General features: G+C 37.6%; 11 protein-coding genes and 1 tRNA gene. 6 read left to right on the top strand and 6 right to left on the bottom strand.

Features of this window, described 5'->3' with window-relative positions:
- Positions 1-27 precede the first annotated feature (27 nt).
- Positions 28-1,173: a type IX secretion system outer membrane channel protein PorV gene (porV, locus tag R3X28_RS16860; RefSeq protein WP_282056749.1), complete on the bottom strand. Its 1,146-nt coding sequence runs from the start codon at positions 1,171-1,173 to the stop codon at positions 28-30.
- Between the two features lie 438 nt (positions 1,174-1,611).
- On the opposite strand from porV, the gene gldJ reads away from it, so the two are divergent.
- Together gldJ and R3X28_RS16850 are read left to right on the top strand one after the other, a co-directional pair.
- On the top strand, positions 1,612-3,282 hold the full coding sequence (gene gldJ / locus R3X28_RS16855) for a gliding motility lipoprotein GldJ (protein WP_154369083.1): 1,671 nt from the start codon (positions 1,612-1,614) through the stop codon (positions 3,280-3,282).
- 63 nt (positions 3,283-3,345) lie between these two features.
- On the top strand, positions 3,346-4,623 hold the full coding sequence (locus R3X28_RS16850; RefSeq protein WP_317665900.1) for a UDP-N-acetylmuramoyl-tripeptide--D-alanyl-D-alanine ligase: 1,278 nt from the start codon (positions 3,346-3,348) through the stop codon (positions 4,621-4,623).
- Between the two features lie 31 nt (positions 4,624-4,654).
- Here R3X28_RS16850 and R3X28_RS16845 read toward each other — a convergent pair.
- Positions 4,655-4,729, bottom strand: a tRNA-Val gene (locus tag R3X28_RS16845).
- 122 nt (positions 4,730-4,851) lie between these two features.
- Positions 4,852-5,136 carry a hypothetical protein gene (locus tag R3X28_RS16840; protein ID WP_282056745.1) on the bottom strand — a complete coding sequence of 95 codons (285 nt, stop codon included), beginning with the start codon at positions 5,134-5,136 and terminating at the stop codon, positions 4,852-4,854.
- Between the two features lie 586 nt (positions 5,137-5,722).
- Here R3X28_RS16840 and fsa point away from each other — a divergent pair.
- The 4 genes from fsa to R3X28_RS16820 all read left to right on the top strand — a co-directional run bounded on the left by fsa (position 5,723) and on the right by R3X28_RS16820 (position 10,596).
- Positions 5,723-6,379 (top strand): fructose-6-phosphate aldolase, encoded by a 657-nt coding sequence (gene fsa / locus R3X28_RS16835; protein ID WP_154369087.1) that lies wholly within the window; start codon positions 5,723-5,725, stop codon positions 6,377-6,379.
- Positions 6,380-6,957: 578 nt separating this feature from the next.
- Entirely contained in the window at positions 6,958-8,103 is a 1,146-nt protein-coding gene (locus tag R3X28_RS16830) for an endo-1,4-beta-xylanase (protein WP_317665899.1), read from the top strand.
- Positions 8,104-8,130: 27 nt separating this feature from the next.
- Positions 8,131-9,558: an MFS transporter gene (locus tag R3X28_RS16825; protein ID WP_317665897.1), complete on the top strand. Its 1,428-nt coding sequence runs from the start codon at positions 8,131-8,133 to the stop codon at positions 9,556-9,558.
- 18 nt (positions 9,559-9,576) lie between these two features.
- Entirely contained in the window at positions 9,577-10,596 is a 1,020-nt protein-coding gene (locus tag R3X28_RS16820; RefSeq protein WP_317665895.1) for a glycoside hydrolase family 43 protein, read from the top strand.
- Between the two features lie 83 nt (positions 10,597-10,679).
- Here the strand turns inward: R3X28_RS16820 and R3X28_RS16815 are convergent, their stop codons facing one another.
- The 3 genes from R3X28_RS16815 to R3X28_RS16805 form a co-directional block, all read right to left on the bottom strand.
- Complete coding sequence (locus tag R3X28_RS16815) at positions 10,680-12,338, bottom strand: glycoside hydrolase family 43 protein (RefSeq protein WP_317665893.1); 1,659 nt, start codon at positions 12,336-12,338, stop codon at positions 10,680-10,682.
- 3 nt (positions 12,339-12,341) lie between these two features.
- Positions 12,342-13,388, bottom strand: a complete 1,047-nt coding sequence (locus R3X28_RS16810; protein WP_317665892.1) for an endo-1,4-beta-xylanase — start codon at positions 13,386-13,388, stop codon at positions 12,342-12,344.
- A gap of 283 nt (positions 13,389-13,671) precedes the next feature.
- Positions 13,672-17,856, bottom strand: a complete 4,185-nt coding sequence (locus tag R3X28_RS16805; protein WP_317665890.1) for a two-component regulator propeller domain-containing protein — start codon at positions 17,854-17,856, stop codon at positions 13,672-13,674.
- Position 17,857: the final 1 nt, after the last annotated feature.

Raw genomic sequence — 17,857 nt, 5'->3', positions numbered from 1 at the left:
AGGTTTATTTTTCAATTTTAATTTTGTTTAATCATTATAAAACTCTTCCCCTAAACTGAAAGTCAAGGAAAAGCGAAGTGTATTTTCTAAAGGGTTCTTAACTTGGGATGTGGAGAATAGATAAGAAAGATCAATCTGTGCGGCCTTGAATTTGAATCCGGCCCCCATGGTGAAAAACTTTCTAGAGCCCTTATCCTCACTTTCATTGAAATATCCCGTTCGGAGCATAAAGGCATCTTGATAGGTATATTCGGCTCCTAAGGCCCAGGTAAACTCTTTTAATTCTTCACCGAAACCATCGGGTGCATCACCGAAAGATTTAAAAACCCCACTAAGAAATCCTACCTGTTGGTACTCATCATTATCTTCAGAGTCTATATCCCCATCTTCGTCGAAATCTTGAGGGGTCGGCACTAAAAGTTTATTGAATTCCGAAGTAATCCCTATCACATTATCTTGATCAAGAATAAAATCGAATCCGGCTCCGAACGACAGATTGGTCGGCAAAAAGTTTTCCTGCCCACCTTCATCATAGGTCATTTTTCCTCCGAGGTTAGATATATTGAATCCGGCCCTCCATCTTCCATCGAAATTGTCATATGCGATTTCCCTAGAACGGTAATACCCTGCGATATCTACCGCGAACGAACTTGCCGCCTGAGAATCCTCACTGCCATTTTGTGGCAATTTTAAATTTGACCGTATAAACCTACCTCCTACGGCCATTGAAAAGGTAGGGCTAAGTTTTAAAGAATACGACCCATCAAATGCCAATTCATTGGGCTTGGCCAATGTACCAGGGTCATTGGCGAACTGCCGAAGTTCTATTTCACCCAAAGTAAAATACCTTAGACTAAGGGCAAACGCACTACGCTCGTCTAATTTATTGTAAAAACTAGCGTTCAATAATGATATATCGGTAATTAAACTTTCTAAATAAGGAGTGTAACTAACCCCAATACCCATTTTTCGTTCCGCGAAAGCGAACTTTGCAGGGTTCCATTGTTGTGAAAATGCATCGGTCGAGGTTGCAACCCCCATATCCCCCATACCGGCGGATCTAGCATCGGCCGCAATGGTCAAAAAGGGTACTGCCGTGGTAATAACCCTATCATCTTGGGCCGACATTTTCGCAACAAAGGCCAATAATAGCAAAAATGGAATCTTCTTCATCGGTATTGGTCTTATTTTCATTAGATTTAATGTATTAGTAATTCTCCGAAAAGAATTTAGGCTTATTGTATGGTAAACGGGCTTTTTAAAAATATCTTATACCGTTTATCGAAAATATTAAAAAGGTTATACGTACTCTTACCTCTTTTTACATTCTAAATCTACATTCATATTTTCGTCGACTATCCTTTAGTAACAAAAACAAATAGGACAAAAGAATTGTTCTGATCCATACTATAATGGCAAATACGCCGTTATCAATTTTAAAGAAACGCTTTTAGGCATCAATTAAAATGGCAAACACATAAAAATTTTTTAGCAATAAAATATTATGGCCAAAACATCGTTTAATATGCCGAAAGTGACACCAAATTAATCAGAATAAGAATTTCAAACTACGTAAAAGGTAGTTTAAATATTTGAACTCAAGTCCTAATTATGAAAAAACAGTTTATCAAAATTGTACTTTCTTGTGCAGTAATAGCGGGAGGTTGCAGTGTTACAAGTTGTAGCAAAAAAACCTCATCTTCCAAAAATGTATCAAGAGCTACAGGTTGGAAAATCAATGCTAAAGAAGGTGGTTTCCAATATAACACTGACTTTAAAGAGCAAGAAACGGCTCCAGGTCTTGTTTTTGTTGAAGGCGGAACGTTTACCAAAGGTAAAGTGCAAGATGATGTAATGCACGACTGGAACAACACTCCTACTTCACAACACGTTCAGTCATTCTATATGGATGAAACGGAAGTCACGAACGTAATGTACTTAGAATACTTGGATTATTTAAAGAGTGTTTATCCTCCCGAAAATCCTAAATACGCAAATATTTACAAAGGGGCTTTACCCGATACCTTGGTATGGAGAAACCGATTAGGTTTCAACGAGACCATGACCAACAACTATTTAAGACATCCTGCATATGCAGAATATCCGGTAGTTGGTGTTAACTGGATACAAGCTACGCAGTTTGCCGAGTGGAGGACAGACCGAGTAAACGAAGTAATGCTGGAAAGGGAAGGCTATTTGGCAAAAGATGCCAAATACCAAGCTGCTACGGGCGAAGTTGCAGGTACGTTCAGTACTGAAGCGTATCTAAACAGACCAGAATCAGTTTACAACGGACAAATAGATTCCCTACAAGGGAAAATGAAAAAGGACAGTGTCAGCACTTTCGCAAAAAGAAGTAGTGGTGTAATAATGCCAGAATATAGATTACCAACAGAGACCGAATGGGAATATGCTGCCCAGGCCCAAGTTGGCTCTAGGGAATACAATAACTATAGAGGTAGAAAAAAATATCCTTGGGAAGGTGATTACACAAGAAATGGCCAACGAGTTGGTCGTGGAGACCAATTAGCCAACTTTAAACAAGGTAAAGGTGACTATGGCGGAATCGCAGGTTGGTCAGATGACGGTGCCGATATCACTGCACAGGTAATGTCTTACAAACCAAACGATCTAGGTCTTTATGACATGGCTGGAAATGTTGCCGAATGGGTATCTGATGTTTATAGACCTATAGTTGATGACGAAATCAGTGACTTTAACTACTATAGAGGAAACATTTACTTAAAGACAGCTATTGGCGAGGACGGTAAAGTTAATATATTGAGAGATTCAGTTGTTTACGACACCCTTCCTAACGGTAAAGTTGTTGCAGTAAACCTACCAGGCGAAATTAAAATGGTACCTGTTGATGAAGAAGAAACATATTTAAGAACAAACTTCTCATCTAGTGATAATAGGGGCTATAGGGATGGAGAACCAAGTTCTTCTAGGTTCTTTGACAGGTTCTCTGATGAAGAAGACCAGGCAGATGCCAAGAAAATGTATGATTCCCCCAAACATAAAGTAGAAAGGGATTCATTAGGAAACTTGATTAGACAATATGACCATTCCAACAACAGAACCACTTTGATCAATGATGAAGTAAGGGTTTATAAAGGAGGGTCTTGGAAAGACAGAGCCTATTGGCTAGATCCCGCACAGCGTAGATACCTACCACAATATATGTCAACTGATTATATTGGATTCAGATGTGCAATGTCTAGGGTTGGTTCTAAATCCAAAACAAAGAACAAAACGGTAAGAGGCAAAAAAGCCAAATAAATTTACCTACGTAATATTTAAAGCCTCGACCATATGGTCGGGGCTTTTTTTTATCTTTGATTTATGAGTATAGCGAAATTGCACCAAATCTTTTTAGAGTTCCCCGTTGTTTGTACCGACACTCGCAAAATAACGGAAAACTGTATTTTTTTCGCCCTGAAAGGCGAGAATTTCAATGGTAACGATTATGCCGAGGCAGCCTTGAAAAAAGGGGCCTCTTATGCGGTTGTTGATGAAGATAAATACGCTGGAGTTCAAAATATCCTTGTAGTCGATGATGTATTGACTACACTTCAAATGTTGGCCAATTACCACAGAAAACAATGCGACGCGAAGATAATTGCCTTAACAGGAAGCAATGGCAAGACCACTACCAAAGAACTTATAAACGCTGTACTCTCCCAAAAATACAAAACCGTTGCAACCATTGGCAACCTTAACAACCATATCGGGGTGCCCCTTACCCTATTGTCGATAAAACGGGAAACCGAAATTGCCATTATTGAGATGGGAGCCAACCATCTAAAGGAAATCGAGTTCCTCTGTTCCCTTGCCGAGCCCGATTATGGTTATATCACAAATTTCGGAAAGGCCCATTTAGAAGGATTTGGCGGTGTCGAAGGTGTAATAAAAGGAAAGAGTGAACTTTATGAGTACTTAACAAATCATAAAGCCATAATCTTTATAAATGCAGACGACCCCAATCAACTGGAAAAAACCGGGACGTACATTAAAAAATATGGTTTTACACAGGGTAAAAAAGAGTTTTATAAGATTGAATTTATAAAAGCTTCCCCTTATGTATCTTTGCAGTTTGAAGATACAACCGTACAATCAAACCTTATCGGAAGTTATAACTTTACCAATTGCTGTGCAGCGATACTCATGGGCAAGTATTTCAATGTCCCTGTAAACCTTATTAAGGAAGCCATCGAAAGTTATGTTCCACAAAATAACAGGTCACAGATCATTGAAAAAAATAGCAGACAGATTATCCTCGATGCCTATAATGCCAATCCTTCGAGTATGAAGGTCGCGTTGGAGAATTTCAGTAATTTAGAAGGAGGGCCTAAAATAGCATTTTTGGGTGATATGTTCGAACTGGGATCCTCTGCCCCTAATGAGCATCAGAAAATAGCTGATTTGTCCGCCCAATTAAATATCCAAAAAGTAGTTTTATTGGGTGAAAATTTCAAAAAGACAAATAGTTCTGTAACGAAGTTCAAAAACTTTGAGGACATTGCCCGGAATTTCAAGGACATTGAGTTGCCCACTACAGGTAAAATCTTGATAAAAGGATCTAGGGGCATGGCCTTGGAACGCCTGCTCGACTTACTTTAACTATTTATTTTGGTTTGGGAACGGAAAGAAGTGGGATATACTGGATTCGAACCAGTGACCTCTGCCCTGTCAAGGCAGCGCTCTAAACCAACTGAGCTAATATCCCAAAGAATTTTCAGGGCGCTAAGGTATGACTAATTTTTTATTCCCGAAACATCATTGTTAAGAATGATTATCGTTTTTGAAAATATGTTAATCGGTCTCGAATGGAAAAAAAAGTTACGTCTTTTATTGACTTTGCCCTTTTAAACTATCCATTTCCTTTCTGAACCTAAGAATCATAAGACTATCGAATTGTTGCTCTATGCTATCTCGCATATACCTCCAGTTCGAAGGATTCATCTTCAAATTATAATTTCTTATTTTATTGAAACGCTCAAGATTGAAACGATTTGCCTGCCACGCGGCCTCGGTACTCTCTTGATGTTTAAGATCTTGAAGGTATATACCTATACCAAAGCCCATGACCACAACAACCAATACAAGCATCCAAAATTTTGAATTTGTCTTCATAACATTTTGTGATTTAAAGCATTATATCGAACGGCATATTTGGAGGAATCTATCACAATTAGAAGAATAAAGTTACCTTTTTACTCCTTTACTTCAAAAAATATCTACCAATCTCTATATAATACGGACAAAACGCCACTTTGGTTCAGAGTTTTTTTTTAAATAAAACGGCCCTTTGATAGTTAAGCAATGTGAAAACATTTTAAAACAAACCAAATCCGTGTTTTTTATGAGATTAAACTGGTATATAATAATTTTAGCTGCCCAAATTTATCAATTCAATAAATAAATGTCCATTTACAACGAAAATTTACGAAAGGCCTTTCGAAAAAACAACGAAACACAATACATCTATTCAACTTGCTCTATATCTGATATTTACGACAAATATTTTATTCAAACACAATTCCGAGCAATAACGCCTAACCAGGTTGATTGTGTTAAAAAATAAGCAATAAAGCCGCTTAAGCATACATTTGATAGGTAGATTAATAAGATTAGTATCCTTAAATCATAAACCAAGCATAACCACTAGTACAAATTACCCTTTTTATACCATTAAAAACAATTATCAAAAACCTAGAATATGAAATTTTTTATTGATACCGCGAACTTAGATCAAATTAAAGAAGCCCAAGCATTAGGTGTTTTGGATGGAGTAACAACAAATCCATCTTTAATGGCCAAAGAGGGCATTACCGGAAAAGCGAACATATTAAAGCATTATGAAGCCATCTGCGAATGTGTAGATGGAGACGTTTCTGCCGAGGTTATAGCGACCGATTTCGAAGGAATGGTAAAAGAGGGAGAAGAATTAGCCGCTCTAAACCCACAGATTGTAGTAAAATTACCGATGATAGCCGATGGTGTCAAAGCGTGTAAATACTTTGCCGACAAAGGCATCAGGACCAACGTTACCTTGGTTTTTTCAGCAGGCCAGGCATTGCTTGCGGCAAAGGCCGGAGCCACATATGTATCCCCTTTCTTAGGAAGATTGGACGATATTTCAACTGACGGACTTAATCTTATTGAAGAAATAAGGCAGATTTATGACAATTACGATTTCAATACCCAAATTTTAGCTGCCTCAATTAGGCACACGATGCATGTGATCAATTGTGCCAAAATAGGATCCGATGTAATGACCGGTCCCCTTTCTTCCATTGAAGGTCTATTAAAGCACCCCTTGACCGACTCCGGATTGGCCAAGTTTCTTGAAGATGCAAAATCTTTTGATTTGTAAATTCACTGCCAAAAAAGCATAGATATAAATAGATATTATACCTATAAGAACACTTTCCATTTCATTCATAAATAAGGGGAGTGTTCTTTTTTTGTTTTGATGATTCTATTATTCCGGTAATTTACCCACCTTCTTTCTACTTAAAACCGTATTCCCCGAACGAAATAAGGTTATTTCACCAATCCCAAATACAAACTTGCCCGATTGCCAAGTTTTACTTAAATCAGGATTCTTTTTTTAATATCAAGTCCACAATTTGGTAAATATTTAAAATGGAACAAAAGATCCATACAATCGGTTATTCAATATTCAATCAGAATATCAGATTAAAATAACAAACGAACAGTCCAGTTCTATTCCTTCCTTACTCATTTGGGAAAAACACCTTCACAAAATCGTCCTAAAAGCCCTTAAAAAAGGAGAATGCAACAAATGTTTTACAGTTTGCTTCAATACTAATACCCTTTAATTGTAAGTAAAAATACCTTTAGAAATTCAAAACAACTACTAATAATAGCTGTTCATTACACTTTGTTTTTCCTATAAATTAATTGAGCCGAACTAAATAATTTTCAATTATGACCATGACATATAAAATTCGTTTATTACTTATCGTTTTCGTTTTTAGCATCAGTGCTTGCCAAACCAAGAACAAGGAAACTAAAAAAGAGAATTCGAAATCCGAAATTTCTTTAAAGGATCATTTTAAAGGGAGCTTTTTAATAGGGGCCGCAATAAACGATGGCCATATTGACAGGTCAGATTCTCTTGGCATTCAACTCCTAGAAAAGGAGTTCAATTCCATAACCGCTGAAAATATAATGAAATGGATGTATGTTCATCCTGAAAAGGATTCTTATTTCTTTGACACTACAGATAAATTCGTTGCTCTCGGACAGGAGAATGGGATGTATATCGTAGGTCATAATTTGGTATGGCACAGTCAGCTGGCCGAATGGGTCAACCCTATCAAAGACAGCCTCGAAATGGCCACTCTACTAAAGAATCATATTAATACTATTGTTAGTAGATATAAAGGGAAAATCGATGCCTGGGACGTTGTCAACGAAGCCTTGAATGAGGATGGAACATTAAGGGAATCTGTTTTTTCCAATACAATGGGCGATAGTTTCTTGGAAGTGGCCTTTAAAGAAGCTGCCAAAACCGATCCGGATGCAGAACTTATATACAACGACTATAACCTTTGGAAACCCGAAAAAAGGGACGGGGTTGTTCGATTAGTGAAAAAATTACAGGAAAAGGGCGCTAAAATCGATGGTGTCGGTATACAGGCGCATTGGAGTCTCGAAGGCCCTTCCATAGAGGATATTGAAAATAGCATTATTGCTTTTTCAGAACTTGGGGTAAAGGTCTCGTTCACAGAATTGGACGTTACGGTTTTACCAAACCCATGGGACTTGGACGGTGCTGCGGTTAATCAGAACTACAACGAATTTGAAGGTGACCCAACAATGAACCCTTATCCTAACGGATTACCGGATTCAGTTAAACTTCAACTCAGTAATCGATACCAAGACATTTTCAATCTTTTCACTAAACACAAGGACAAGATAAACAGGGTTACCTTCTGGGGCGTTCAAGACGGACAATCATGGCTTAATAATTGGCCTATAAACGGCCGTACGAACTATCCGTTGTTTTTTGATAGGAATTATCAACCTAAGAAAGTGTACACGGATATTATCAGTGCTAAAAACAACTAATTGTTTAAATTTTATACGACCTACTAAATGGAAGATTTGAGTAATGAAAAATTATCGATTAAAGAAAAAATAGGGTATTCCTTAGGTGATCTTGCTGCCAACTTGGTATTTCAAACCTTAGTAACCTACCTATCTTACTTTTATACTGATATTTATGGGTTAAAACCCGAACATGCCGCCATGGTAACCCTAGTGGTAGGCTTAATCGCTGCATTTGCCTTTAACCCGATCGTTGGTGCCTTGGCAGATAGAACCAACTCTAAATGGGGAAAATTCAGGCCGTGGATACTATGGACCGCCATTCCTTTGGGTATTGCTTCCTTACTCGCCTTTAGCACTCCAAATTTTGATTATCAAGGCAAGGTAATTTATGCGGTTGTGACATATACCCTATTATTGCTACTCTATGCTTCCAACAATTTACCGTACTCTGCATTAAGCGGTGTGATAACCGGCAATATGAAAGAACGAAACAGCATTTCTGCCTATAGATTCGTTGCCGTTATGTTTGCTCAGTTCTTTGTACAGGTATTTATGTACGACCTTATCTTAAAAGCTGGTGGAGGTGACAAAGCCATGGGTATGGAAAAAGTCATGACGTTCCTCGCCGTAATCGGTACGGTTATGCTCTTGATCACCTTCTTTACCACTAAAGAAAGGGTAATCCCAAAAATTGAACAAAAATCTAGCTTAAAAGAAGATTTAAGCGATTTATTCAAAAACAAGCCTTGGATCATTATGCTGGTCACCACGACCTTAGTGTTCGTAACCCTGGCCCTGAAAGGTGGCGCCTATGTATATTACTTTGAAAACTACGTGGACAATGCCCAATTAAAATTGTTTTTAGACCCATTAAGGCCTTATCTACCGACTTTCGAAAACGAAACTTCCTTTGGTTTGGGCATCTTCAACGGAGGCGGTATTCTCTTTGGTTTGATAGGTATTATGCTATCTAAAAGATTCGCCGACAAATACGGTAAGAGAACCGTTTTTTCGACCACGTTGTTCATCTCAACACTTTTCATTATCCTTTTCTACTTTTATCCTTCAAAATCCATTGGATTAATATTCGGTACTCAAATTTTACATGGATTCTTCTATGGCATATGTACTCCTATATTATGGACCATGATCGCCGATGTTGCCGATTACTCCGAATGGAAGAACAATAGAAGGGCAACTGCTATCATATTTTCGGCAATGATGGTTGGCCTAAAAGGCGGATTAAGTATAGGAAGTTCACTTTTAGCATGGATTCTAAGTCTTTACGATTATATTCCGAACAGCACCGCTATAGGTCAGGAAGAACATACCATAAATGGAATAAAAATGCTGGTCAGTATTTATCCGGCCATTCCTTTTTTAATTGCTATCTGCCTTATGACCTTTTATGAAATAAACAAGAAAATGGAACTAAGGATAGAATCCGATCTACGCGAAAGAAGAAACCAATAATTCAAAAGAAAAAGAAGTATGCCAGAAGAAAGTATTGAACATATAGATTTTGAAGAGCTTAATAAAAAGGCGATTTCAAAACCTTTAGTACAACATATGTACACAGCGGATCCTTCCGCCCATGTTTTTGATGGAAAAATATATATTTACCCATCACACGATATTGATGCCGGTATCCCTTTTAATGACAACGGTGATCATTTTGCAATGGAAGACTACCATGTAATTTCAATGGATTCGGTCAATAGTGAAGCCAAAGACAATGGAGTAGCCCTGCACGTTAGAGACGTGCCTTGGGCCGATAGACAAATGTGGGCTCCGGACGCGGCCCATAAAGACGGAAAATACTATCTGTTCTTCCCTGCAAGAAATAAAAAAGGACTGTTCCAAATAGGTGTGGCCATTTCTGACTCCCCCACAGGCCCCTTCAAAGCGGAACCAAAGGCCATAGAAGGCAGTTACAGTATTGATCCTGCCGTTTTTGAGGATGAAGATGGCAGTTATTACATGTATTTTGGCGGGATTTGGGGCGGACAGCTTCAAAAATACCGAAATAACATCTACGATGAAGCGAATGAACTCCCATTATCGAACCAAGAAGCCCTATTGCCCATAGTCGCTAAAATGACCGACGATCTATTAGGTTTCGCAGAGGAACCCAAGGGTATTGAAATCATAGATGAAAATGGAGACCTACTGCTAGAAGGTGATAACGATAAACGATTTTTTGAGGCCTCCTGGCTTCATAAGTACAACGGAAAATATTATTTTTCATATTCTACCGGAGATACACATTTTATCTGCTATGCCATAGGTGACAACCCGTACGGGCCATTTACTTATACCGGCAAAATATTGGAGCCTGTTGTTGGATGGACATCACACCACTCTATTTGCGAAGTAGCCGGCAAATGGTATTTATTCTACCACGATTCTAGCTTATCAAAAGGAATAACCCATTTGAGATCAGTTAAACTAGCAGAAATAACACATAATTCCGACGGTACAATAACCACCTTAAAACCATATTTGGATTAGTTTAATTTTAGATTGAAAAAAGGGGCATTGAATGTATTCAATGCCCCTTTTTATTTATAATGGTACTTTCTCGCCCACACTAACTAATCTTTGAGCTTTAACCACTCGTATGTAGCTCTATTGGCACTCTCATTACCCAATGACGTAGTGTACATAGCATAATAACACCCTACAAAACCACCAGCGGTTGTAGTGCTTAAAAACCTAGCATCGACATTTTCTGCTATTGGAATCCAATTTTTATTATCGTTGGAACAATAGAAATGATAAAATTCGTTATCCGCAATTATTTTCAAGTACACTTTTTTCGAGTCTATTTTTACGAAGTTCATCTCTTCTACTTCACTATCATTGGATTTGAGTAATTGAATTACATTTTCACCATCCTTAAAAGATTTACTTAAATAATAATAGTGTTCGGCATTCTGAAAAACCACCAAACCGGCTTTCTCATCCTTAATTATGGTTTCAAAGTTCATTGCTACTGAAACCTCTCCTCTTAAACGGGGTTGACGAATACCGATAAAGCTGGGATTCTCCTTATTGGAACAAGATTCTGGGCGTGTTTGCAATGTAAGTCCATCTTTTCCAAGTGCAAACCATTTTGTTCTGGGCGTTCGTAAAAAATTATATTTAAAGTTTAAATGATCACCGGAAAAATCATCAAAAAAAGTAGAGTCTCCTTTTACTTCAACTATTCCTTTGGGAACTTGAATATCATAACTTTTCTTAACCACATCGCCCTTTAGGTCGAACACAGGCCAGTTATCTTTCCAAACAACAGGGGCCATAAACGTTTCCCTCCCTGTATTAAAGTGGTTTCCCGAATAAGGTCTACATCCTAAAAAAACACCCCACCAATCACCGTTCCCGTCTTCAAAAATATCGGCATGACCGGTTGAGGTTACCGGATTTTCCCGATCCTCTGGTAATTGACGCTGGGTCAATATTGGGTTTTGGGGATAACTCTCATACGGTCCGGTTACTGAATGGCTCCTGAACACAACTTCTGAATGATCCTCTGCAGTGCCACCCTCTGCGGCCATTAAATAATAATAACCGTTTTTCTTATAAATATGCGGACCTTCTATCCAAATTGGTTTTTTGCTTAGATCAGTGCCTCCATTGACCAAAATGATGGGCTTACTTTTTACCTTCAGTTCAGCAACATCAAATTCCACCATTTTAATCGTTCTATGTCCATCGTATAATGGTTTTTTATCTGGAGCATCACTATTATAAATAATATAGGAGCGATTGTCATCATCAAAAAAGAAAGATGGATCAATCCCTTCGACTTCGGGCACCCATACTGGATCGGACCAAGGACCTGATGGATCGGTAGCGGTAACCACAAAATTATTTTTTCCGCCAACAATGGTACATGTAACATAATACACACCATTGGAATAGCGTATGGCCGGTGCGAACACCCCTTGCGAAACCTCTAGACCATCTAAATTCAATTGTTCTGGCCTATCGAGAACATTACCGATCTGTTCCCAGTTGATCAAATCATCACTTTTAAAAATAGGGATGCCTGGAAAATATGCGAAGGTTGAATTAACCAGGTAATAAGACCCCTCTACCTTACAAATACTGGGGTCCGGATAAAATCCCTTAAGAATAGGATTCGAGAAAACCATAGTTTTCAGATCCGACTGCTTGGACCGTTCTTTTTTTTCAGAACAACTTAAGGCTACAAAACCAATTGCAATCAGTAATACCAATGTCTTTTTCATTCTTTATAATTTTACTTTTAATCCTTCTAAAAAACCAAAATAAGCTGGCTTAGGCTGCAGATACTCGTCAAAAATAGTTGGCCAATCTTTTAGATTGAAAAAAGGGTTGATCCATGTATCCCTATCGGTAAAATCCCATAAGGTGATTCCAAACTGTTGTTCTTTTGGAACAATGGAACGATACATACGAACAAGGTTCTTGTATTTATCCGATTGGGCCAATTTCATTTCCTCGGTCAATTCATTGTACACCTGAACACCACCATTTCTGGTATCGTCATGTGTATTGAAAATAATATCCACCTCAGAAAGATGTATCTGTAAACCGGTTTCAGAGGCCTTTTTCAGTGCATTGGCAATTACCTCATCGGGAATATCCATTCGTATGTGCATTTGAAAACCTATACCGGAAATAGGGACTCCCTTACTTCTTAAATCTTGGATTAAATCAAGGGTTGCCTTCAATTTTACCGTATCCCTTTCTATATTGAAGTCATTATAAAAAAGAATGGCATCCGGGTCGGCCTCATGGGCATAAGTGAAGGCCTTGGCAATATAATCCTTACCCAGGGTTTTGTACCAGATGGTTTCTCGCATTGCACCACCTGCGGATTCCAATCCTTCATTCACAACATCCCATGCCTTTACTTGTCCTTTATACCTCCCAACATAGGTGTAAATGTATTCTTTCATGAATGCGGCCATCCACTTTTTATCTTTCAGTGCTTTTTGCTTTACCCATGTGGGAGTGGAACTATGCCAAATCAAATTATGCCCGAATAAACGCTGATTGTTCTTATGTGCATAATCAAGGATACTATCTACCCTATCCCACTGATACTCCCCTTCTTTGGGAAGTATTCTATTCATTTTCATGTCACTAGCAGAAGTGACACTATTAAAATTCTTTTTTTGCAACGCTTGTAATTCGGCATCCCTTGTTAATGTTTCTATTCTAATGGCCGTGCCTATGGGAAAATCGGCATGATCTTTTAAACCTGTATCAACATCTTGCCCCAAAAGAGCATTTGAAAATAAAGATATTGCCATAATCGTGAAAAAATACTTATAATTGAAAAGTCTGTGCATAATGATTGGAATTAAAATAAATCCCGAATAATTTTTAATTTTAAACGGGACACTACCACCAAAAATACAATCGCTATTGCATATTTTATGGTATTAATTGAGCAGTATTTGTTACTAATGTTGCACAACGTATATTTTTATGCTTTCACAATATGTACATTAAAGAACATAACATTGTATTATTAAGTACAATCATATAACTCTTTACAAACAACAGAGCCATAATTAATGTTATCAGAGAAAATCAGGGTTTCATGATTTCAGTAGGAAGTACTCCAAAAAGGGTTTTGAAGCATTTGGTAAAATACGAGGGTGAAGAAAAACCAACTTTATAACAAACCTCACTAATGTTTATATCCTTGTCAGTCTCTATAATCTGCTTGGCTTTTTGCAATCTTACATTTCGCAAAAATTCATTTACGGTCTGCCCAGTCAGTGTTTTTATCTTTCGATACAATTGGCTACGACTCAAGTTGAGTTCCTTGGCCAACAACTCTACATTTAAATCGGGGTCGCTTATATTCTCATGTACATAATTCAACACCTTTTGAATAAAACCTTTATCCAATGAAGTACTATTGGCGTTCTCGTCCCCACCACTTATATTTCTAAAATATTTGTCGAATATTATTTGCCGACTTGTAATCAACTGGTTAAGTCTAAGCCTTAACAGCCTCATATCAAAAGGTTTGACCATATATGCATCTGCACCGTACTCTATACCCTCGATCCTATCATCGATCTTGGCCTTTGCCGTTAGCATCAACAAGGGGATATGACTTGTGGTTATATCTTCTTTAATTAATTTACAGAACATAAACCCATCCATATTGGGCATAATAACATCCGTCAATATGATATCAGGTAATATATCCTTGGCTATTTTTAGTCCTTCCTGACCATCTTTTGCTACTACTACCTTATATTGTTCAACAAATTCATCCTTCAGATAATTACGTAATTCGGCATTATCCTCAACGATCAATAAGGTATAGGATTTTGCATTATTGGATTTCTCCCTTGGATCAACAGAGTTCATATAACCATTCTCAATTACTCTACTTGTCCCTTGTAAAGGTTCTAGGCTTTTTGATTCTTCTAACAATAGTTCGTTTTCGTTAAAATACTCTTTGCCTTTTGGCAACACGATTCTAAAAGATGTACCTCTTCTCAACTCGCTTGTCACTTCGATTTTACCCCTATGTAATTGTACAAAATTTTGAACCACCTCTAGGCCGATACCTGTTCCGCCATAATAGGTTTTGTTGAGGTTGTTAACTTGATAAAAACGCTCGAATATTTTACTTACCTGTTCTTCCGTTAATCCTGGGCCCGTATCGGAGATTACAATTTCAACAACATTAACCGGTTCGGATTCATTGACCAAGGGTAATTTCTCAACCATATCATGGGATAAGATATCCATTCTAATCGCTCCACCCTCATTAGTGACTTTTATTGCATTCGAAATAATATTGAAAATTATTTTTTCAATCATTTTTTCATCGGCCCAAATAGGAATATAATTATTATCGCTATCAATGGACAATTGAATGTTCTTGCTCAAAGCTTCCTCTTGGAAGTAACCAACTACTTCATCGGAAACACCTTTTAAATCCATTTCCTTTACTTTGACACTCATCTTATTGTGTTCCAACTTTCTAAAATCCATTAGTTCATTTATCAGCCTATAGAGCCTATCGGTATTTCTATAAATAACCCTATGTTTTTCACGAATTCTCTCAGGAAGGTTTAAGCTGGCATCATTAATAATATCTTTCAGTGGGTTTATGATCAATGTTAGAGGAGTTCTAAACTCATGGGAAATATTGGTAAAAAATTGTAATTTTTGCTTTTGCAACTCATCCTCCCTTGCTCTTTGATCCCTCTCGTTCCTTATCTGTTGTTTTTCTTTTATTCGTTTCTGTGTAATCGAATTAAGTAGAAAAAAACTTACAAAAAACAATAAAAAATAACCCCCGAGGGCCATATTCGTCTTCCACCATGGGGGTAGAACCGTTATTTTCAAAGTTAATGGTGCCTCATTCCAAACCCCATCACTATTCGCGGATTTTAACTTGAAAGTATATTCGCCTTGATCAAGATTCGTATAGGTCGCGCTACGTTGGCTTCCAACATAATTCCATGAATCTTCCAACCCTTCAAGGTAATAAGCATATTGGTTCTTTTCTGGCCGGGTATAGTTAATACCTACATAGTCTATTGTAAAAACAGACTGGGTGTGGTTCAATGTGATTTCCTTTGTTTGGGAAATAACCCTTTTTAAAGGGGAATTTTCTTCCTTAGGAAAAATATTTCTATTAAAAAGCTTAAACCCTGTAAAGAAAAGTCTAGGCATACGTTTATTCGCACTTATTTTCTCAGGATCAAAAAAATCGATACCCTTGTAATTGCCAAAGTAGAGCAATCCTTGATTATCTTGGGTTACCGCATTAAAATTAAAGTCATTTGAAAGTAGACCGTCATTCTGGGTATAGTTTGTAAACTCGCCATTATTCAAGTCTATTCTTGAGATACCCGAGTTACCACTTATCCAAATATCCCCATTTTGACTTTCAATTATACTGGCAACCGTTTCATCTTTTAGACCGATTTTTCCGTTATAAAAAACATATTCTTGCTTTTGATCATCGAAACTGCATAGGCCCGAACCCCTCGTACCAATGAAAATCTTACCATCAGAACTTTCGTATAGTGAAAGTATATGGTTGGCACTTGTTAAATTTTGTTCCGTATTCTTAACAAGATCTGCTAACGCTTTTATCTTAAAATCCCCGGAATTTCCTTTGACTACTTTGAACAGCCCCTGCGTAGTCCCTAACCAAATATTATCTTTTGAATCGACCAAAACTTTGCGTATAGCACTTGTATGAAGCTCATTATCGGTAAAAGGTTCAGAAGTATGCCTTACGAATTCTTGTTTTTTTGGATCATAGGAAATCAACCCATCATAAAATGTGCCTATCCAAATGGTGCCATCGGAACTTTCATCAAAACTCATTATTCGATTAGAACTAAATACATCGGGAAGGTTATTACTATTGAAATTGGTGAAGGAATACGACCCTTTTTTCAAAAGGAACAATCCATCATTCCAGCTTCCGGCCCATATATTCTTTTGGCTATCCATGAAAATAGCCTGAATGTCAGAATTATTCAATCCTGAATATCTACTAGTGCCCTTTCCTATATGCTCGAATTTATTGGTAGATGGATCATAAGTATCAATACCACCTCCATCCATACTTATCCAGAACTTACCATCATCACTCTTCAAAATCCCTGAGACTGATCCAGAATAGAGGGAATTCGAGTTATAAGGCAAACTCTCTATCCCCTTGAACTTATCGTACAAGCTATCATAAACAGAAATACCACTATTGTAACAGCCCACCCATATTCTATCTTCGGCATCTGACAACAAGGCCCAGATAGAATTGGAACTTATACTGTTTTTATCGGCTTTATCGAAAACATAAGTATTCAGGAGCGCACCATCCTTGTCCATGTGAAATAAACCATCATTCTCAGTACCAATTAAGATAGTCCCATCGGATAGCGGAATCATATCAAGAATTCGTTTATCCGTAATTGCATAATGGTTCACTTTGTCTAGCCCACCCTCTTTTGTCTTACCTTTTTCTATGATATAAACCCCTTTTGAAACCGTACCCAACCAAATGGTACTATCATCTAACAACAAAATTGATTGCACTTGATGGTTGAAGGATACGAGACCTTCATGGGTGTTGAAATATGAGAGTTCAAACTTGTTCGTTTCTTTGTCATATTCTTGTAAACCAAGGCTGGTTCCCGCGAAAATATCACCTCTATCACTAACTTTTATTTCATTGACATTAACAATGTTCTTTGTGTCGGTTATCTTCGATGGCACCCTTCGAATAATAGAGTCCGTTGCGCCCAATTTAAAAAAACCGTTCTCAAAACTACCTATGAAGATATTATCCTCAGCATCGCCATATATGGTAAAGGCCGAAAAACCGGAATTATCTTTTCCGACTTTAGATGCGAGAGGAATACGTCGAAATTTATCCAAATCCCTATCATAAAGGTTCAATCCGTTTTCCGTACCGACCCAAAGCCTATTTTCATGGTCTAAATATGCGCAATGGATCAAACTACTATTTAAAGACGTAGAGTCATTAATCTGATATTTATAGGATGTATAATCCGTGCCGTCGAACTTATATAGCCCCTCTCCATTGGTTCCGATCCATATAAATCCACTATGGTCTTGGATAATCGTAGAAACCGCAACTTTAGAAATACCATCCTTAATATTTACAAAATCGAAGTGCTTCCTTTCTTCTTGTGCTCTAAAAAGTGTACAATTCAACACACTTAGACACATAAAAAATATAAGATGCAGTTTACTTTTATTGACCATA

Source organism: Maribacter sp. TH_r10 (genome assembly GCF_033101095.1).
GTDB lineage: Bacteria > Bacteroidota > Bacteroidia > Flavobacteriales > Flavobacteriaceae > Maribacter_A > Maribacter_A luteus.
Note: the sequence above shows the minus strand (reverse complement) of the source record. Positions and strands in the feature narration are given on the sequence as shown.